Here is a 21,053-nt window from a genome sequence, read left to right as displayed (position 1 = left end):
AATTTTTTAAGGCTTATGAAGAAACTATTACTTATTGTTGCTGTTGCACTATTGTCAGTAACAGCAATTAATGCCCAAGTATTGGGTACAAAAGAGTGGAATAAAACACTCACTACAGTTGCTGCAGCCGAAGATGCAACAAACGGTGTAATGGCAATTGATGACAACGGAAACCTATTTGTATCAGGTGCATTAACAACAACTGCGACATTTGGCTCAACATCATTAGAACCAATAGGATTAGCACAATACATTGTTAAATACAATGCAACAGGAGCAGAGCAATGGGCAACTGCAATTCAAGGACCAGCAACAATTACTGCGATGGATACTGATGCTGAAGGAAACTTGTATGTTGCAGGTAAATTTGCTGATGAAATTCTAGTTTGTGATGTAACTGAAAATCAAATATCTTTGGTGTCATCAAACTCAGATTCTCAAACAGCAGCGTTTATTGCAAAATATAGTGCAACAGGAACTTTGATTGCGGCACAAGCATGTGAGGCTACTGTTGATGCAACAGTAAACGATTCATATATGTATTTCGGTTATCCAGCTGAAATATCAATCAATAATATTCAAGTTGAAGGAGATGCTCTTTATGTATCATTTACATACAACGGAGATGTAACTTTGGGAGGTTTTTCTCTTGATGCAAAATATCTATTTAATAGTATGGGATTTGGTGACTACTTAGATACAACAAGTGGAGCAGTCATTGCCTTGAATAATACAACACTTGCACCTTCAGCTTTGATTGTAAATGCATCAGTTAAAGAAGACAATGCATCAGTTTCTAGAGGAATAAATGATATAAACTTTACAGTTGAAGACGGAAATGCTTATGTATCTGTTGTTGGTTTTGGCGATTTAACAATTCAAACAGCAAACTCTTCACAAGATGTAACTTTTGCAATGGATGGAATGGGAACTAATGAATATGGAATGATTATTGCAAAAGTTGGAGCAATAGAGGCTGTTAAGGTTTATAATAATGTATCAACATCATTATCAGTAACTTCATACAACAAAGTTGAAAATATGGAGGTTATAGGAGATAATCTCTATATTACAGGAACATTCCGCGGATATTGTCCATTAGATAATACTTTGTCAACATTAGATGGTGATGCAGAAAAATCTACTTCAGATATTTATGTTGCATCTTTAGCAACGTCAACTTTATCTACTAATTGGGTTGTAACAACACCAGATAAAAATGATGAAGTTAATCAACAATACGAATCAATTGTCGGAGCAATGATATACCCTAACGAAGTTCGTATGGTAACAGCAGTTAAAAAAGTATCAGGTAATGCTGTTGTTTCAACAAGTAATCAATTAGTTTCATTTGCAGGAGAGGTATCATCATTGGATACAGAGCAAGCAACAGCAGTTGCATATAATGGGACCAATGCTGCATATATACTAAATAATTCAACTAGTTCTGCTCTATATTATGGAACAATTCCTGTTCAAGAGTTAGTAAATGAGGAGACTGTTGAGGTAATCAATGGCGAAATCTTAAAAACAAATGTTTGGAATTCATCAATTTCAGCAGTAGGGGCAACAGATGCTAACCCAGCATCTCCTGCAGCAATGGATGCTGATGGTAACTTATATGTATCAGGAACACAAACACAAGATTTTGACTTTGCTGGTACAACAATTGGTTCATTAGGTATTGGAGCATACGTTGCTAAATATGATGTAGCAGGAAATGAAAAATTTGCTTTCGCTCTATATGGCTCAATTGCATTAACTGCTATGACAACTGATGCAGAAGGAAATTTATATGTTGCAGGTTCATTCACAGATGAGGCATATATCACAGATATTGAAGGACAAACAGGAGACTATGAAACAATAACAGGAGCAACTGGAGATTGGTCAATGGAGCGACCATCATCATTCTTGGCAAAATATGATGCTAACGGAAACTTGTTATCTGTAAATACATTCGATGCTGTTGCAGGTTATGATACTTCAGCCGAATATTGGGGTGGTGTGCCATATGTTTCAATAAATAAGATTGTATCAGAGGGAGAAAAAGTATATGTTCAATTTACATATAATGGAGATGTTACTATTGATACTGTTACTTTAGAAGCTAAATATATGTTCTATTTCTGGAGTGCATATATGGATATTCCAAGTAATGCAGTTGTTTCATTTGATACAGATATGATTGCTATTGCAAAAGAGGCAGAGTTATCAATGGCTGTTGATGGTGCGGATTCTGCATCATCAGTAGAGTCATTTAACTTTGCAGTTAAAGATGGTGAAGTTTATGTATCTGCATTCGGATATGGAAATTTGGCATTAACAACACCCGTAGGATCAGAAACATTCTCTTTTGCTATTGATTCAGAAGGAAATACAGAGCATGGAGCAGTAGTTGCAAAAGTTGGAGCAACTCTTGAAACTAAAAAATTCTCAAATATTACAACAGGGACATATAATGTATTTAATGTAATTTCAGGAATGGATGTATATGCAGGAAATATCTATATTGCAGGAACATTCAATGAAACATTTGCTTTTGCTAATACAACTACAGCAGCAGGCGCTTCAGATATCTTTGCAGTATGTCTAAATGCATCTGATTTATCTGCAACTTGGACTGCTACAGATGCAAAAGACGAGGGAGCTACTAATACATATTATGAGGTTGCAACAGGTATGATTCTTTATAAAGGAAACGTTTATGTAACAGGTGCTGTAATTGATATGAATGAAGATGAAGTTACTGAAAATCTTAACTACAATGTTTCATCAGAGGGTAATATGAGTCTTGGTGTTGCACGTCCAGCAATGGCAACAGCATATTGCGATGACTATGCAGCATTAGTAAACTTTACAGAGACAACAAACGTTGCATACTACTCATTTGAGGAGTTAGTAGGTATTGAAGAGTCAGTTGTTGACGGAACTTCAAACATTACATACGCTAACGGAATGTATATCTTTACAGAGGCTGTTGATGCTCAAATCTACGATGTACAAGGACGTTGTGTTAAAGCAGTTAAAGCAGCAACAGAGATTGCAACAGAGGGATTGAACAAAGGTGTATATATTCTAAAAGCAGGAAGCGAAGTTGTTAAGTTTGTAAAATAATCTAACATCTTTAAATATTAAACGAAATTGAGGTTGCTCTCGAGCAACCTCAATTTTTTTATTACACTATTTAAATATATTTGACTCTTATAATATTAAAGAATGGTGCAATATTCCTAATTTTTATCTACCTTTGTAAAGATATATAAAGAATAAACCTACTATGAAAAAGATATTTATAACACTCTTTGCATTAACTCTAACTCTATTTTCAATTTCGGCAATAACATTAGAGGAGGTAGCATCAAATAAATATAAGGCAACCACAATGCCCAATGTTGTATCATCTGCAGATGGTAAATATTATGCTATTGCAAATCCTGAAAAATCAATGATATTCAAGTGTGAGTATAGTACAGGAAAGGTAGTTGATACTCTTTTTAATACATCAACTGCCAGAGATTGTAAATTCCGCACCTTTGAAGGGTTTGATATGAGTCAAGATTTCAGATATATTCTACTTCATACCGAAAAAGAGAAGATATATCGTATATCGTATAAGGCTAAATATTATACAGTTGAAGTTAAACGTAATTTAGTAAAACCTTTAACAAAAGATAGTCGTAAACAACAAATAGCAACATTCTCTCCAAACGGACGTATGGTAGCGTTTGTAATGGATGGCAACGTATATCTTAAAAAATTAGATTACGACTCTCAATCAGAGGTAACACGCGGAGCAAAACAAGATACTCTTATGTATGGAGTTACATCGTGGGCATACGAAGAGGAGTTCCGTTTTGTAAACTCTTTATCGTGGTCATCAGACAGCGAAACATTAGCCTTCTTAAGAACAAACGAGGGTAATGTAAATCGTACATCAATGCAAATATATCAACCTCAAGATAACGCTTATCCTCAAGAGTATTCATATAAATATCCAGTATCAGGAGCAGATTGCTCTCTAACCGAAGTATATACATATACAGTAGAGTCAAGAGTGGTTAAGAAAATGGATGTTCCAGTAGAAGAGGGAGGATATATTCCACGCATACTATTTACACGTGATTCAACATCACTTGCTGTAATGACTTTAAATCGTGAGCAGAATCTGTTAAATATATATAGCGTTAATCCTAAATCAGGAGTTTCAAAACTGTTAGTAAAAGAGAGTAGTAAAACATGGGTAGATGAGAAGAGTTACAATAATATAATGTTCTTTGACTCATACTTTGTAATGCCCTCAATGAGGGACGGAAACCGTCATCTATATCAATACTCAACAAACGGAAAACTTATACGTCAATTAACAAAAGGGAAATGGGATGTTATCTCATTTTTGGGCTCAGACGGCAAAAAGAACTTCTACTATACAGGAAATCCCGAAGGAGCAATATATAGTGCCCTATACAAAGTTGATACAAGCGGTAAAACAACAATGTTGAGTAAAGGAGGTGGCTATGTAACTGCTCAGTTGAATCCAACAGCAACACATTATATAGTGTCGTATTCAAACATCTCAACCCCATATCAAATAACATTAAAAGCAACAACTGGCAAAACAATAAAAACTATTGCTGATAACAAAGAGTTGCAAGGTGTTAAATTTACTGATAAAGAGTTTTTTACTTTTACAACACCTGAGGGAGTAGAACTAAACGGATATATGCTGAAACCTCTTGATTTCTCTGCTGATAAAAAATACCCAGTTATTATGATGCAATATAGCGGACCCGGGTCACAGCGAGTTCTTAATCGTTGGGAGGCATTTGATTGGCTTCATCATATAGTAGGAGAGGGATATTTAGTAGTATGTGTTGATCCTCGAGGAACAGGAGGAAGAGGAGAACAATTCTCTCATTGTATATACCGACAAATGGGTCTATATGAGAGTCAAGACCAAATATCTGCTGCAAAATATCTATCAACCCTACCATACGTTGATAAAAACAATATTTCAATATATGGTTGGAGTTTTGGCGGATATACATCACTTATGTCAGCATCAACAAGTAAAGGTGTTTTTGCTAATGCAGTGGCAGTAGCACCGGTAACAGATTGGCACTTGTACGATGCAATATATACAGAGCGTTATATGAATACTCCCCAAGCAAATAAGAGTGGATATGAGATAACCTCTCCCCTAAAAAAGGCTTCAGATATGAACTCAAATCTATTGTTAATATCTGGAACAGCCGATGACAATGTTCGTTTGATTAATACAATGCAATATACAACTGCACTTATAAACGCCGGAAAACAGTTTGATATGCAACTCTATCCCGATTGTAATCACTCTATCTTGGGATATGAAAACAGATTACATCTATACACAAGAATATGTGACTTTATAAAGAGAAATACTAAATAGAATATATATACTCTTTAAGTTTATTCTTATATTGGTAAATTAATGGCAGAAACTATAACTATAATAGGAGTAACAGCATCAGGAAAAACATCGTTGGCTGTAAAATTAGCGTACGAAACAGGAGGAGAGATAATCTCTGCCGATTCACGTCAGATTTACCGCCGTATGGATTTGGGTACAGGAAAAGATATAAATGAATATACCTGTAACGGAAAGCAGATACCCTATCACCTTATTGATATTTGTGAGCCCGGATATAAATATAATCTATACCAATATAAGCGAGATTTTACAAATGCTCTAAAAGATATTCAGTCAAGAGGCAAACTCCCAATAATATGTGGAGGAACAGGTTTGTATGTCGAAACTGTACTAAAAGGGTATGCAATGCCTGAGGTGCCTGAAAATAAAGAACTTCGGGACTCACTCGCTGATAAAACTTTAGAGGAACTTACTTCAATATTATCGCAATACAAAACACTGCACAACACAACAGATGTTGATAGTTGCAAACGTGCAATAAGAGCAATAGAGATAGCCGAATATTATAAAACATTACCTCAGCCTGAGTTAGAAGATACACCCCTTGATACATTACTGGTTGCTATTGATATTGATAGAGAAACACGCAGAGCAAATATATCTAAACGCTTGCATCAACGTTTAGAGGATGGAATGGTTGCAGAGGTGGAGTCTTTGCTTAACGAAGGAATAGCCCCAGAGGATTTAATCTATTATGGTTTAGAGTATAAATATCTAACCGAATACGTTATAGGTAAAACAACATACGAGCAGATGGTATCGGGGTTGGAAATAGCCATTCACCAATTTGCAAAACGTCAAATGACATGGTTTAGAGGAATGGAACGCAGAGGTTTTAAAATTAACTGGATAGATTATAATCTGCCTCTTGATGAAAAAGTTGCCCGAATATTAGACCTGACAAAACTGTGAATAAACGAATACAATGATAAACTTGTTTAATCATTGTTGAGTGTGAACATATTCAATGACGAGTACTTGTTAACGAATAACTATCCGTAGTTCGTCATAGTCGACAACTAATATCTACTTTCTCTTTTTGTTGCCAAGAAGTTTATTTGCTAAATCCTCTCTTCCAATACGTTTAAGAGTATTTCTTATATTATTCCTGTTCTCAGGTTTATACCAAAAGAAAAATTCACGTTGAGCCAGTTTATCCTCTTTGCGTTTAGCAGTATATACCTCCTCTCCAGTATATGGATTTATTCCAGTATAAAATATTTCTGTTGATAGTGTCATAGGAGTAGGAGTGAAGTCTTGTACCTGCTCAAGTTTAAAATCCAATCCTTTTGTAATAACGGCAAGTTCAGCCATATCAACGAGAGAACAACCCGGATGGCTTGATATAAAGTAGGGTATAATTTGTTGGTTTAGACCATATTTAATATTGGTTTTGTCAAATATCTTTCTAAACTCACCAAACAGAGCAAATGAAGGCTTTCTCATTATATTAAGAACACTATCAGATGTATGCTCAGGAGCAACCTTTAAACGACCTGAAACGTGTTTGCTGATAACCTCTTCGGTATATTGTTTGGCAGCAATATTCATATTCTCATCATCATATCGGTGCATAAGCATATCATACCTTATACCGCTACCAATAAAACTCTTTTTTATACCTTTTATAGCATCAACCTTCTTATATAAGTTAATAAGATGAGAGTGATCGCACTTTAAGTTTTTACACATCTTGGGGTGTAAGCATGATGGACGTTTACATCTTTTGCACATCTCTTTATTTTTGCCACCCATTTTATACATATTGGCAGAAGGTCCGCCTAAATCCGATAAATAACCCTTAAAGTCGGGCATTAATGTAAGTTGTTTAACCTCTTCTAAAACTGAACGTTCCGAACGCGAAGTAATATGTTTTCCTTGATGAGCCGCAATGGCACAAAATGCACAACCGCCAAAACAACCTCTGTGCAGATTAACAGAGAATTTTATCATTTCGTATGCAGATAAACTCTTTCCTGAGTATTTGGGGTGTGGTAATCTTGTGTATGGTAAATCAAATGAAGCATCAATCTCCTCTTCTGTCATAGGTTCAAAAGGAGGATTAACCTTTACTGCACAATTATTATATGTTTGCCAAAGAGTAATATCTGTTACACGATTACTCTCTTCATCAATTATTTTAAAATTCTCAGCATCCTTACGCTTATCTTTTAAACAAACCTCATACGAATGTAGTGTAATATTCTTATCATCGTTTTTAGCCGAATCAACATTCGCTAATACTGCGGTTTGAGGAATATCTTTAAGTTCATATATATTTTTACCATCAGCCAACTCCTTTGCAATTGCTTTAATAGGTTTTTCGCCCATACCGTAAACAAGAATATCGGCCTTGCTATCAATCAAAATACTCTTTCTAAATGAGTCTTGCCAGTAGTCGTAATGAGCCAATCTTCTCATAGAAGCTTCAATGCCACCAATAACTATTGGAGTATCGGGATATAACTCTTTTAAAATATTACTATAAACAATAGTAGGGTAGTCGGGTCGCATACCAGCCTTGCCATCAGGAGTGTAGGCGTCATCGCTTCTAAGTCTTTTGTTTGCAGTGTAGTGATTGACCATTGAGTCCATTGCACCAGCCGAAACGCCAAAGAATAAACGTGGTTTTCCTAACTTCTTAAAATCACGTAAATCATCACGCCAGTTAGGTTGAGGAACAATGGCAACACGTAAACCTTCTGCTTCGAGAGTTCTACCTATAACAGCGGCACCAAACGAAGGGTGATCAACGTATGCATCACCACTAAAAATAATAACATCAACATAGTCCCAGCCACGAATATCCATCTCTTTTTTTGTGGTTGGTAACCATAATTTTAAATCCGGTTTATTATTGTGTGCCATCTTAACTCTCTCCAAATTTCTCTTTATATAACTCCTCCAATTTTAACAACTCATCTCTCAAACGAGCAGCCTCAATAAAATCCAATTCTTTTGCTGCTTTTCCCATAGATTCTCTACATTTCTCAATAGATGCCTTCAATGACTCTTTATCCATATATGCAACAATTGGATCTGCTGCAATATTTATTTCGTTATCAAACTCTTTATTATATATTGCAATATTATCTTTGATTTTAGAAGAACTGCTACCCGCTAATACAGATGTTTGAGATTTCTTTATTGCTTGAGGCGTGATACCATGCTCTTTATTGTATTTCATCTGTTTCTCCCGTCTTCGATTAGTCTCATCTATGGTTTTTTTCATGCTTTTGGTAATCTTGTCAGCATACATAATAACCATACCGTTAATGTTACGAGCAACCCTTCCCGCAGTTTGAGTTAATGCTCTTTCGTTTCTTAGGAAACCATCTTTATCAGCATCTAAAATAATCATAAGAGAGACTTCTGGTAAATCTAAACCTTCTCTTAAGAGATTTACGCCAATCAAAACATCGTATGCACCATTTCTTAGACCTGCTAAAATTTCAACGCGGTCAAAAGTCTCAACATCAGAGTGAATGTAGTTACTTCTAATGCCTGAGCGTAGGAGATAAGAGTTTAGTTCTTCTGCCATTCTCTTTGTCAGAGTTGTAACCATAACCCTCTCGTTGCGTTCAATGCGGAGTTGAATCTCCTCTAACATATCATCAATCTGATTAAGGCTTGGTCTTACTTCAATAATAGGGTCTAACAATCCTGTTGGTCTGATAATCTGTTCAACAACAACACCCTCTGATTTCTCCAATTCATAATCAGCAGGAGTTGCACTAACATAAATAGTCTGAGGAGTAAGAGCCTCAAACTCTTCAAACTTGAGAGGTCTGTTGTCTATTGCGGCAGGAAGCCTAAATCCGTATTCAACCAAATTTAGTTTGCGAGAGTGATCGCCACCATACATACCTCTTATTTGAGGAACTGTAACATGGCTTTCGTCTATAATAAGCAAAAAATCTTTAGGAAAATAGTCAAGCAGACAGAATGGTCGAGAACCTTCCTCCCTGCCGTCAAAATATCGTGAATAGTTTTCAATACCAGAGCAATATCCAATCTCCTTAATCATCTCCATATCGTACGATACGCGCTCATATATTCTCTTAGCCTCTACCTCTTTGGCAACACTATTAAAGAATACAACTTGCCTGCTCAAATCTATATCAATCTGAGCAAGAGCCTTGTTAATACGCTCCTTTGATGTAATGAACAGATTTGCAGGGTATATGTTAAACGATGAAAAGTTTCCTGTTACTCTTCCGTTTGAAGGGTCAATTGTTTCAATTGAATCAATCTCCTCGCCCCAGAACATAACACGTAAAATAATATTGTCGTAGGCAAGATAAATATCAACAGTGTCGCCTTTAACTCTGAAAGTACCTCTGACAACCTCTGTCTCATTTCTTGAATATAGAGCATCAACCAGCAAACGTAAAAAGTTGTTACGCTCCATTTTGTCACCACAACTAATGTGAATAAGATTACTGTTAAAATCCTGTGGATTTCCAATGCCATAAAGACACGATACAGATGAGACCACAACAACATCCCTTCTTCCAGATAAGAGAGCAGAAGTAGTTGATAATCTTAACCTGTCAATCTCTTCGTTTATAGCAAGGTCTTTCTCAATATATAAATCAGAACTTGGGATATAGGCCTCAGGTTGGTAGTAGTCGTAATACGAAACAAAATACTCAACTGCATTCTCAGGAAAGAAACCTTTAAACTCGTTATAAAGTTGAGCGGCAAGAGTTTTATTATGGCTTAAAATAAGAGTCGGTTTCTTTACCTCTTTGATAACGTTGGCCATAGTAAAAGTTTTACCCGATCCTGTAACTCCAAGCAGAGTTTGGGCAGGTAATCCTTGTTCTATACCCTCAACAAGAGTCTTAATTGCTTCAGGCTGATCTCCCGTAGGTTTAAAATCCGATTTTAGAATAAAGTCCATATAAAAATAATCAATTTACAAAGATAGCAAAACCTAACTAAAATAACGTTGTTTATAGGTAATAAGTTAATTAGAATATAAAAATGCACAAAAACACATTTCTCATTTGTAATTAGGTTATTTTTTTGTAAATTTGCACCGAATTATGTCTAAGATAGCAAAAATATTATCACTATTAGCAATTTGTATAGTTGTAACGTCGTGTAACGAGTATAATAAATTATTAAAAAGTACCGATTACGAGTTGCGATATGAGTATGCTAAAACCTATTTTGAACAGGGTAAATATGCAAGAACATATAATTTGCTAAAAGATGTGATAACTCTTTATAAAGGTACTGATAAGGCAGAAGAGTCTTTGTATTTACTTGCGCAAAGTGCCTATATGCAAAAAGATTATCAATCATCTGGAGCATACTTTGAGGCATATTATAGAAACTATCCGCGTGGAGAGTATGCTGAGTTGGCAAGATATTACACAGGAATAGGATATTCTAAAGCATCTCCCGAGCCAAAGTTGGATCAAACCGACACTTATAAAGCAATAGATGAATTAAAGAACTTCTTAGATTATTATCCTCAAAGTGATAAGGCTGAGGAGATTCAAAATCTGATATTTGAACTTCAAGAGAAGTTAGCAGAAAAAGAGTTATTGACAGTAAAACTCTATTATAACTTAGGAGATTATCGAGGCAATAATTATCAAGCAGCAATAATAACTGCAAATAATGCCATAATGGATTATCCCTATACAAAGTACAAAGAGGATTTTGAGATGATGATATTACGCTCAAGATATCAAGAAGCAGTTAAGAGTGTGATAGAGAAAAAGAAAGATCGTTTCAGAGGTGTAATAGATGAATATTATAACTATGTAAACGAGTTTCCTGAAGGGAAATATAAAAAAGAGGCAGATAAAATTTTAAAAGTAGCACAAAAATACGTAAACGATTAACATAAATTAGATATGGATTTCAAGAAAGTAAATGCTCCATCAACAACAGTAACACGCGACACAATGGAGTTGTGTAAAGACACAGAAAACATTTATGAGACAGTAGCAATTATCTCAAAAAGAGCAAATCAAATTGCAGCAGAGATAAAAACAGATTTAGAGAAAAAACTACAAGATTACGCATCTTCAACAGATAACTCACTTGAAGAGGTATTTGAAAATCGTGAGCAAATTGAGATATCAAAATACTATGAGCGTATGCCAAAACCAACTCTAATAGCAATAGAGGAGTATAAAAAGGGTGAGGTATATTTCCGTAATGCAGATGAGGAGATATCTCTAAAAAAAGATTAATACAGAGTATAACGTAAAATATTAAATATTGGAGTTGAATAAAATTTTTTACTCAACTCCTTATTGCATTTATATAAGACAAATGGAAATAGCATCAAAATACGATCCCTCAGAGGTTGAGAAGAAGTGGTATGAGTATTGGTTAAACAATAATTTGTTCAAATCAACACCCGATGGTAGAGAACCATACACAGTAGTAATACCCCCACCAAACGTAACAGGAGTATTACACATGGGACACATGCTAAACAATACAATTCAAGACATATTGGTCCGTCGTGCGAGAATGGAGGGAAAGAACGCATGTTGGGTTCCTGGTACCGACCACGCATCAATAGCAACTGAGGCTAAAGTTGTAAAGAAATTAGCAGAGCAAGGAATTAAGAAGAGTGATCTAACTCGTGAAGAATTTCTAAAACACGCATGGGAATGGACCGAAGAACATGGAGGTATAATTCTTAAACAATTGCGTAAACTTGGAGCAAGTTGCGATTGGGATAGAACAGCCTTTACTATGGATGAAAAGCGTAGTGAAAGTGTAATAAAGGTTTTTGTTGATTTGTACAACAAAGGTCTTATCTATCGCGGATTGAGAATGGTAAACTGGGATCCTAAGGCTCAAACAGCACTCAGCAACGAGGAGGTAATCTATAAGGATGAAAAGAGTAAGCTCTACTATCTTCGTTACTATGTTGATGAACCGGCAGGGGCAACAGATGGAGAGGAGAATGGTGCAGTAACCTTAAAACCATCGGATGCTTTTGATGCAACAGTAAAATATCAAATCTTGCATCGCGATGAGCAGGGTCGCCGTTATGCAGTTGTTGCTACAACACGTCCCGAAACCATTATGGGAGATACAGCAATGTGTATTAACCCAAAAGATCCAAAAAACTCTTGGCTAAAAGGCAAAAAAGTAATAGTACCATTGGTGAACAGAGTAATACCTGTTATAGAAGACCGCTATGTAGAGATTGAGTTTGGAACAGGATGCTTGAAAGTAACACCTGCCCACGATACAAATGACTACATGTTGGGTAAAACTCACAATCTTGAAACTATTGATATATTCAATGCTGATGCAACAATAAGTGAAGAGGCAGGAATGTATGTAGGAATGGATCGTATGGAGGTTCGTAAACTAATAGCAAAAGATTTAGAGAGTGCAGGGCTTCTTGAAAAGGTTGAGGATTACGATAACAAAGTAGGATACTCTGAGCGTAATGCCGATACAGCAGTAGAGCCACGCCTATGTATGCAATGGTTCTTGAGGATGAAACACTTTGCCGACATTGCATTACCGCCAGTAATGAATGATGAACTAAAATTCTACCCTGCAAAATATAAAACAACATATCAAAATTGGTTAGAGAATATCCAAGATTGGTGTATTAGTCGCCAATTATGGTGGGGACATCGCATACCGGCATACTTCTTGCCAACAGCAGAGGGAGAAGAAGAGAGATATGTAGTTGCTGAAAATATTGATAAAGCATTAGAGTTGGCAAAAGCAATTGAGGGATATGAGAGTATAACTAAAGAGCAATTACGTCACGATGATGATGCTCTTGATACATGGTTCTCATCATGGCTATGGCCAATATCTCTATTTGATGGAATTAACAATCCAAACAACGAGGAGATAAACTACTACTATCCCACAAGTGATCTTGTGACCGGTCCAGACATTATATTCTTCTGGGTAGCCCGTATGATTATGGCAGGATATGAGTATAAAGGAGATATGCCATTTAAGAATGTATATTTCACTGGAATTGTTCGTGATAAGATTGGACGTAAAATGTCAAAATCACTTGGCAATTCTCCAGATCCACTTGATTTGATTGAAAAGTACGGAGCAGATGGTGTTCGTATGGGAATGATGTTATCTGCACCAGCAGGAAACGATATCCTCTTTGATGATGCTTTGTGTGAGCAAGGACGTAACTTCAATAATAAAATCTGGAATGCGTTCCGTCTTGTAAATGGATGGCAAGTAGATACAACAATAGAACAACCTGAGAGTGCAAAAATAGCAGTAGAGTGGTTCGACTCAGAGTTGAAAAAAGTAAATGCTGAGGTAGCAGACCTATTTACAAAATACCGTTTATCGGAGGCTTTGATGGCAGTATATAAACTCTTCTGGGACGAATTCTCGGCATGGTATCTAGAGATGATAAAACCGACATACGGAATGCCAATAGACGGAGTAACATATTCAAAAACATTGGAGTTCTTTGATATGCTATTGCGTTTGTTGCATCCATTTATGCCATTTATCACAGAGGAGTTGTGGCAACATATTTCAGAAAGAAAAGATGGAGAATCAATAATGGTTGCTCAATTACCCAAAGTTGATGAATACAACAAAGAAGTTGTTACTAATATCGAAGTTGCCAAGAATATAATAGCAGGAGTAAGAACAATAAGATTACAAAAAAATATACCTAACAAGAATCAACTATCATTGCAGATATTAGGAGAGCATAAAAATTATGCTGATGCAATAATAGTTAAATTAGCAAACCTTTCTTCAATTGAAGTTGTTCAAGAGAAGTCAGCAACATCAATAACCTTCATGGTTGGAACAACAGAGTATGCTGTGCCAATGGAAGGTAATATAGATGTTGAGGTAGAGTTAAAGAAGCTTGAGGAAGATTTAAAATACCAACAAGGATTCTTGAAAACCGTTATGGGTAAACTCTCAAACGAAAGATTTGTAGCAAATGCACCTCAAAAAGTAGTTGAGTTAGAGCGAAAGAAACAGAGCGATGCAGAGAGTAAAATCAAATCTATTGAGGAACGAATAAAAGCACTAAAAGGATAAAACCTTATGGATCTATTTTTAACGATAGTAGATTTTTTGTGGAATAATATAATGGTAGAGGTTATGGTGGTAATTGCTTTATGGTTTACCATCAAAACCAAAGCCGTACAGATAACAATGTTCCCAGAAATGATTCGTACATTAAAGGGATCAACTCAAAAGCAATCAAAAGATGGACGATCAATCTCTTCGGTTGAAGCATTTCTAATATCGTTAGCAAGTAGAGTAGGAGTAGGAAATCTTGCAGGAGTTGCTTTAGCAATTACTATTGGAGGACCTGGTGCTATATTTTGGATGTGGGTAATGGCAATCCTAAATTCAGCAACATCATTTGTTGAATCAACCCTTGCCCAACTCTATAAATCACGCAACGGAAACTTCTTTATAGGAGGTCCAGCATATTACATATACAAAGGATTGAAAAGTAAAACTTGGGCTGTTATAGTAGCAATACTATCAGTCCTTACATTTAGTTTTATTATTTGTTCGGTTCAATCAAATACTATAGCAATATCGGCAGGTCAGGCATTCGGAATCACTCCAATATGGAGTGCGATAATAATAGGACTCTTAATGTCTTTAACCATATTTGGAGGAGTAGGAAGAGTTGCAAAAGTAACTTCAACCTTAGTGCCACTAATGGCATTCGCATACATATTAGTAGTTGTATCAATAGTATTAGCAAATATAGAACAAATACCCGCAATCTTTAAACTAATAATAGATAGCGCCTTTGGAGTAGACCAAGTAGTTGGTGGCGGTGTTGGTATGGCAATTATGATGGGTGTAAAACGAGGATTGTTTAGTAACGAAGCAGGAATGGGATCTGCTCCAAATGCTGCTGCAACAGCCGATGTAAAGCATCCGGTAAATCAAGGATTTGTTCAAGCAATGGGAGTCTTTGTTGACACCCTTATTATATGTAGTTGTACTGCATTCTTAATATTCATAGGAGGAGCAGATGCACCTGACAACTTAGAGGGTATAGCACTTACTCAGTATGCATTAAGTGCAAAAACCGGAGGTTGGGCATATCACTTTATTGCAATAATAATATTCTTCTTTGGCTTCAGTACATGTATTAGTAACTCATATTATGGAGAAGCAAATATTCGCTTTATAAAGGATAGTAATCTTTTGGTAAACATTTTCAGAGTATTAATGATACTCATTGTCATGGCAGGAGCAATAATACCATTAGATGTAGTATGGGCAATGGCAGATTTGTTTATGATATTTATAGTTTTGATAAATCTAATATCAATAACAAAATTAGGAAAATATACCTATCTGTTATTAGATGATTATAAATCGCAGAAGAAAAAGGGAATACAAACACCTATCTTTAAAAAGAGTCAGATAAAAGAACTCAACACGCCCGACATTGATTGTTGGTAAAAAAAATAAAATCAAAAATATGATAAAGAAAAAAATAGGATTACTGTACATAATATTTTTGTTATGTGCAGTCAATTTTGTATGTCAAGCAGAAATAGTTCCCCCATTAAAACGAAGTTTACAACTTACAGGAAACTTTGGAGAGTTACGTACAAATCACTTCCATACAGGGCTCGATTTTAGAGCATCAATAGGAACTCCTGTATATGCAGTAGATTCAGGATATGTATCTCGAATAACAGTGAGTGCGGGAGGTTACGGAAATGCCCTCTACATAACACACCCATCAGGTATAACATCGGTGTATGCTCACCTAAATACATTCATACCTAAAATTGAAGAGATATTATACCAGAAACAAATGCAGTTAAAGTATTATGCCGTAGATTTATCTTTCTCTCCCACAGAAATACAAGTAGAAAAAGGAGAGATAGTAGCGTATACAGGGAACAGGGGAAGTAGTGGAGGACCACATCTACATTTTGAGATACGTGATACGCAAACACAAAATCCATTAGAACCATTAAACTATCTGAAAGATAAAATAAAAGATACGCGTTCTCCAAAAATTAAAGCAATATCTATAATGCCGTATAGAGGTATTGTTAATAATACCAACATACAAATTATTAAAGTAGGAGAAAATAGTGTTGTGTCACAAATAAAAGCGTGGGGAGATTTGATATTAGCGGTAGAAGCATACGACTATATGGATGGAATGAGAAACATTTATGGCGTACACTATGTAAACCTTTATAAAGATGAAGAACTAATATACTCTTCGCATATAGATACACTTTCATTTGATAAAGGGCGACAAATAAACACCTATATTAATAGAGAGGAGTTTTTAAAGAATCGTTCCCTCTATATGCAAAGTTTTCTTGCACCAGGAAATACCCTTCCCTTTTATGAAAAGAATAAAATATCAAATAACGGAGTGGTCACAATAGATGAAGAGAGAGTATATAAATTTAGATATGAGGTCTTTGACTATTATGGTAACAAAGATGAATATGCTTTTGAAATAGTTGGAGAAAAGACAGAATGTGAACCTATAAAACAAAAATCGGTTAAATATAATGAAGAATATATTATAGAAGAAGAAAATTTCAGAATGACAATACCAGCGTATGCTCTATATGACAATTATATTCCTCAATATTCAAAATCAGATACCATAAAATCGGGAAATTATTCGGCAATACATACAATAGAACCATACTATGCAGGAGTAGATAAAAATTGTAAACTCTCAATAAAGATAGATGCTGATACCATTCAAGATAAAAGTAAATACTACATAGTATCTGTAAATAGTGAAGGAAAGAACAAGGGGAAAGTCTCACAAGAATATATATCGGAGTATAATAATGGTTGGTTAACCGCACAAGTTAAAACATTTGGACAGTTTGTCGTAAAAGCCGACCAAACAAAACCATATATAAAATATCATGGAGTAGTTGATGGGGAAATACGATTTACAGTGAAAGAAGACGAGAGTGGTTTGAAATATTTCAGAGGAGAGGTTGATGGCGAATTTGTAGTGTTTACATACGATATGAAAGATAAGATAGCACGTTATAAAATTGATACAACAAAAATAAAATCAGGAGTACCTCATATAATAAAATTTAAAGCAATAGATAATTGTGGGAATGAGAAATTATATAGTGGAAATTTAAGATTTTAGTATGTAAATAAAAAAAATATCTCAAAATAGAACAATATATAAATTAATTGTTTAAATTTGTGAATTAGACAACTTTTAAAACAAAAATATATGCAAAACGACGAATTATTACAACAAGTAACCGAAAGAGCCCAAGTATGGTTAGGTGAAGGCTATGATGCTGAAACTAAAGCCGAAGTAAAAAGACTATTGGAGCAAGAAGACAAAACAGAGTTGATAGATGCATTCTATCGCGATTTAGAGTTTGGAACAGGAGGTTTGCGTGGAATAATGGGAGTGGGAACCAACCGTATGAATATCTATACAGTAGGAGCCGCAACTCAAGGACTTTCTAACTATCTTAAAAAAGAGTTTGCAGATCTACCACAAATTAAAGTTGTAATCGGACACGATAGCCGTAACAACAGTCGTAAATTTGCAGAAATATCAGCAGATATATTCTCAGCAAACGGAATAAAAGTATATTTGTTTGAGTCGTTGCGCCCAACACCAGAGATGTCATTTGCAATACGTCATTTAGGATGTCAAAGCGGAATTATTCTTACAGCATCACACAACCCAAAAGAGTATAACGGATACAAAGCATATTGGAACGATGGAGCACAAATGATATCTCCACACGATAAAAATACAATTGCAGAGGTAAACAAAGTTGCTGGAATAGAAGATATCAAATTCCAAGGCAATCCTGACCTAATAGAAGTAATAGGTCAAGAGATTGACGATATATATGTAAGCAAAATAAAAGAACTATCACTATCTCCCGATTTGGTAGCGCGCAACAGTGATATGAAGATTGTTTACACTCCAATACATGGAACAGGAGTAAAATTAGTACCCGCAGCACTACGTGCATTCGGATTTACTAATATCATAAATGTACCCGAGCAAGATATTCCTGACGGAAACTTCCCAACAGTAGCATCTCCCAATCCAGAAGAACCTGCTGCCTTAAATATGGCAATAGAGAAAGGAAAAGAGGTAGATGCTGATATCATTATGGCATCAGACCCGGATGCTGACCGTCTTGGTGTAGCCGTTAAAAATGATAAAGGAGAGTTCGTTTTGATTAACGGAAACCAAATAGCAATTCTATTATTGAACTATATAATGACTCGTTCACGTGAAATGGGAACATTAAAAGGAAACGAGTTTATTGTAAAAACAATTGTAACAAGTGAGTTGATTAAAACAATAGCAGATAAAAACTCAATCAAATGTTACGACTGCTACACAGGATTTAAATGGATTGCATCAGTAATTCGTGAGTTAGAAGGAAAAGAGAGATACATTGGAGGAGGAGAAGAGAGTTACGGATTCTTGGTAGAAGACTTTGTCCGAGATAAAGATGCTGTGTCAGCAATACCAATGATGGCAGAGGCAGCAGCATGGGCAAAAGAGAATGGTAAGAGCGTATATGAAATGTTGCAAGACATTTATGTAAAATACGGATTCTCAAAAGAGAAAGGAATCTCAGTAGTACGTAAAGGAAAGAGTGGAGCAGAGGAGATAGAGGCAATGATGAAAAACTTCCGTGCAAACCCAATAACTGAGATAGCAGGTTCAAAAGTAATCTTGATAAAAGATTATGCAACACTAAAAGGAACAGATGTATTGGCAGGAGAGACATATACATTAGATATGCCAACAACAGCAAATGTGATCCAATACTTCACCGAAGACGGAACAAAAGTTTCGATACGTCCTTCAGGAACAGAGCCAAAAATCAAGTTCTATGTCGAGGTACGTGGAACATTATCTTCACCTGCAGAGTACGAGGCAGTAAATGCACAAGCAGAAGAGAAGATAAAAGCAGTTGCAGCATCACTTGGTGTTTAATAAATAATTTACTAATTAAAAATAAGAGAAGATGATAAGTTTTATTATTTGGTTATTAGGATTAATCTTATGTGTAAAAGCCGTACTTGATATTTGGAAAATGCCAATGTCTGGTTTAGCAAAAGTATTAGCAATAGTGATATTACTAATCACAAGCTGGTTAGGTTTAGCAATTTACTATTTCTTTGCAAAAGACAAACTACCAGAGTGGTTTAAAAATATTAAGTAAATAAACCATATGTTTGAATGAATAAGAGTTGCACGTATAGTGTAACTCTTATTTTTTGTGATATAATAATAAATTCAGAAATTATTATTATTTTTGTAAAAATACTTTTGTTATTGTTCATTTGTAACCTAAAACGACCAATTTAAGAAAATGCTAATGAACAAGTGTTATAAGTATGCTCCTATATGGGGTGTATTTCTGTTGCTTGTTTTAATGCATTTGGGTGCTTGGTCGTACCTCGGTTACATAGGATGAGCGTAGGAATGCACCTTTTTTATTTGTAATTATTAAAAAATATAATATTAACAAACTGATTAATAAAAACGAATAGATAATAAATATAAAAGCAATTAAATAGAAAATAAGTTTGAATTTACATATTAGGCATCGCTGATTTCTCGTAATCGAAAACGACCAAATTTCAGAATAAATGTAGAGAGAAGCAAAAGTTGATGCACCCCATCTCGGAGGTGTATTTCTGTTGCTCTATCTATAAGGTAGAAATTCAGGAATGCACCTTTTGGTATGTAATAAGAGAATACTGATAATAAAAGTAGGGGAATATAAAAATTTAAAACTATGAGAAATGTATTGTTTTTTGCTGTAATGATTTCAACCATTATTATGTTTAGTGCTCAGGCAAAGAGAAACAGAAAAGAGAATATCTTTGATTCTAACCAAACAGGAAGTTATATAGAGCAAGTTTCAGGCTTAGGAATGAAGATGATTTACGTAAAAGGAGGTTCATTTATTTTAGGAACAGTAAAAAAAGAGGAGGGGTATAGCGATGAATATCCGGCAATAGAGTCTTTCTTAGATTCATATTATATAGGTGCATTTGAAGTTACCCAAAAACAATGGCAAATAATTATGAATGACAATACGGGTGTAGAAGAAAACTTGCCTATAAATGGAATAAGTTGGAATGATGCGCTTCTCTTTTGCGAAAAATTAAGTGAATTGACAGGAAAGAATTACCGGTTGCCATCTGAAGAACAATGGGAATATGCAGCACGAGGGGGAATAAAAAATAGTAATCTAAAATATAGTGGAAGTGATGAAATTGATAAAGTTTCATGGTATTCTACAAATAGTAATAAAGAGATTCACCCAGTGGGATTAAAACGTCCAAATGAGTTAGGCATATATGATATGAGTGGAAATGTATATGAATGGTGCTTAGATACATATATGTCATATACCTATAAGAATGATTCAGTAAAACATCACAGTGTAGGAAATAACAAAGTATTAAGAGGAGGATGTTGGAGCGATTATGCTTCAAGTTGTAGAGTTACACATCGCTTTTATGATGTATCATCATCAAAAAGTTCTAAAATTGGATTTAGAGTTGTGTGTGTACCTTGAAAATCTTAAATCTA

The 21,053-nt window shown here is 35.2% G+C and carries 13 protein-coding genes; 11 read left to right on the top strand and 2 right to left on the bottom strand.

From position 1 onward, the window contains the following. The first annotated feature begins 15 nt into the window (after window positions 1–15). The 3 genes from IKK64_07010 (at window position 16) to miaA (ending at window position 6,382) form a co-directional block, all read left to right on the top strand. Complete coding sequence (locus tag IKK64_07010; protein ID MBR4119808.1) at window positions 16–3,117, top strand: T9SS type A sorting domain-containing protein; 3,102 nt, start codon at window positions 16–18, stop codon at window positions 3,115–3,117. 163 nt (window positions 3,118–3,280) lie between these two features. Further along, on the top strand, window positions 3,281–5,428 hold the full coding sequence (locus IKK64_07005; protein MBR4119807.1) for a DPP IV N-terminal domain-containing protein: 2,148 nt from the start codon (window positions 3,281–3,283) through the stop codon (window positions 5,426–5,428). Between the two features lie 42 nt (window positions 5,429–5,470). After that, window positions 5,471–6,382, top strand: coding sequence for a tRNA (adenosine(37)-N6)-dimethylallyltransferase MiaA (gene miaA, locus IKK64_07000; GenBank protein ID MBR4119806.1), 912 nt, complete (start codon window positions 5,471–5,473; stop codon window positions 6,380–6,382). A 114-nt stretch (window positions 6,383–6,496) separates the two neighbouring features. Here miaA and IKK64_06995 read toward each other — a convergent pair whose 3' ends face one another. Next, a complete protein-coding gene (locus IKK64_06995; GenBank protein MBR4119805.1) occupies window positions 6,497–8,338 on the bottom strand; it encodes a YgiQ family radical SAM protein in 1,842 nt (613 codons plus the stop codon). Window position 8,339: 1 nt separating this feature from the next. After that, window positions 8,340–10,376, bottom strand: coding sequence for an excinuclease ABC subunit UvrB (gene uvrB / locus IKK64_06990; GenBank protein MBR4119804.1), 2,037 nt, complete (start codon window positions 10,374–10,376; stop codon window positions 8,340–8,342). A gap of 145 nt (window positions 10,377–10,521) precedes the next feature. Here uvrB and bamD point away from each other — a divergent pair, with 145 nt between their 5' ends. From bamD to IKK64_06950, 8 genes are all read left to right on the top strand, one after another. Continuing rightward, complete coding sequence (gene bamD, locus IKK64_06985; protein ID MBR4119803.1) at window positions 10,522–11,331, top strand: outer membrane protein assembly factor BamD; 810 nt, start codon at window positions 10,522–10,524, stop codon at window positions 11,329–11,331. Between the two features lie 12 nt (window positions 11,332–11,343). Further along, window positions 11,344–11,685 (top strand): DNA-directed RNA polymerase subunit omega, encoded by a 342-nt coding sequence (locus tag IKK64_06980; GenBank protein ID MBR4119802.1) that lies wholly within the window; start codon window positions 11,344–11,346, stop codon window positions 11,683–11,685. An 82-nt stretch (window positions 11,686–11,767) separates the two neighbouring features. Then, window positions 11,768–14,512, top strand: coding sequence for a valine--tRNA ligase (locus tag IKK64_06975; GenBank protein ID MBR4119801.1), 2,745 nt, complete (start codon window positions 11,768–11,770; stop codon window positions 14,510–14,512). Window positions 14,513–14,518: 6 nt separating this feature from the next. Beyond that, window positions 14,519–15,910, top strand: a complete 1,392-nt coding sequence (locus IKK64_06970) for an alanine:cation symporter family protein (GenBank protein MBR4119800.1) — start codon at window positions 14,519–14,521, stop codon at window positions 15,908–15,910. Window positions 15,911–15,929: 19 nt separating this feature from the next. After that, window positions 15,930–17,603: a M23 family metallopeptidase gene (locus IKK64_06965; GenBank protein ID MBR4119799.1), complete on the top strand. Its 1,674-nt coding sequence runs from the start codon at window positions 15,930–15,932 to the stop codon at window positions 17,601–17,603. A gap of 90 nt (window positions 17,604–17,693) precedes the next feature. Then, window positions 17,694–19,442: a phospho-sugar mutase gene (locus tag IKK64_06960; GenBank protein ID MBR4119798.1), complete on the top strand. Its 1,749-nt coding sequence runs from the start codon at window positions 17,694–17,696 to the stop codon at window positions 19,440–19,442. Between the two features lie 31 nt (window positions 19,443–19,473). Then, window positions 19,474–19,671 (top strand): hypothetical protein, encoded by a 198-nt coding sequence (locus IKK64_06955; protein ID MBR4119797.1) that lies wholly within the window; start codon window positions 19,474–19,476, stop codon window positions 19,669–19,671. A gap of 579 nt (window positions 19,672–20,250) precedes the next feature. After that, a complete protein-coding gene (locus IKK64_06950; GenBank protein MBR4119796.1) occupies window positions 20,251–21,039 on the top strand; it encodes a formylglycine-generating enzyme family protein in 789 nt (262 codons plus the stop codon). The last annotated feature ends 14 nt before the right edge of the window (window positions 21,040–21,053 follow it).

It is taken from the genome of Bacteroidales bacterium (assembly GCA_017521245.1).
GTDB lineage: Bacteria > Bacteroidota > Bacteroidia > Bacteroidales > G3-4614 > Caccoplasma_A.
Note: the sequence above shows the minus strand (reverse complement) of the source record. Positions and strands in the feature narration are given on the sequence as shown.

Coding starts and splice junctions, on each gene's coding strand:
- IKK64_07010 (MBR4119808.1), top strand. CDS start 16: ATGAAGAAACTATTACTTATTGTTGCTGTTGCACTATTGTCAGTAACA.
- IKK64_07005 (MBR4119807.1), top strand. CDS start 3,281: ATGAAAAAGATATTTATAACACTCTTTGCATTAACTCTAACTCTATTT.
- miaA (MBR4119806.1), top strand. CDS start 5,471: ATGGCAGAAACTATAACTATAATAGGAGTAACAGCATCAGGAAAAACA.
- IKK64_06995 (MBR4119805.1), bottom strand. CDS start 8,338: ATGGCACACAATAATAAACCGGATTTAAAATTATGGTTACCAACCACA.
- uvrB (MBR4119804.1), bottom strand. CDS start 10,376: ATGGACTTTATTCTAAAATCGGATTTTAAACCTACGGGAGATCAGCCT.
- bamD (MBR4119803.1), top strand. CDS start 10,522: ATGTCTAAGATAGCAAAAATATTATCACTATTAGCAATTTGTATAGTT.
- IKK64_06980 (MBR4119802.1), top strand. CDS start 11,344: ATGGATTTCAAGAAAGTAAATGCTCCATCAACAACAGTAACACGCGAC.
- IKK64_06975 (MBR4119801.1), top strand. CDS start 11,768: ATGGAAATAGCATCAAAATACGATCCCTCAGAGGTTGAGAAGAAGTGG.
- IKK64_06970 (MBR4119800.1), top strand. CDS start 14,519: ATGGATCTATTTTTAACGATAGTAGATTTTTTGTGGAATAATATAATG.
- IKK64_06965 (MBR4119799.1), top strand. CDS start 15,930: ATGATAAAGAAAAAAATAGGATTACTGTACATAATATTTTTGTTATGT.
- IKK64_06960 (MBR4119798.1), top strand. CDS start 17,694: ATGCAAAACGACGAATTATTACAACAAGTAACCGAAAGAGCCCAAGTA.
- IKK64_06955 (MBR4119797.1), top strand. CDS start 19,474: ATGATAAGTTTTATTATTTGGTTATTAGGATTAATCTTATGTGTAAAA.
- IKK64_06950 (MBR4119796.1), top strand. CDS start 20,251: ATGAGAAATGTATTGTTTTTTGCTGTAATGATTTCAACCATTATTATG.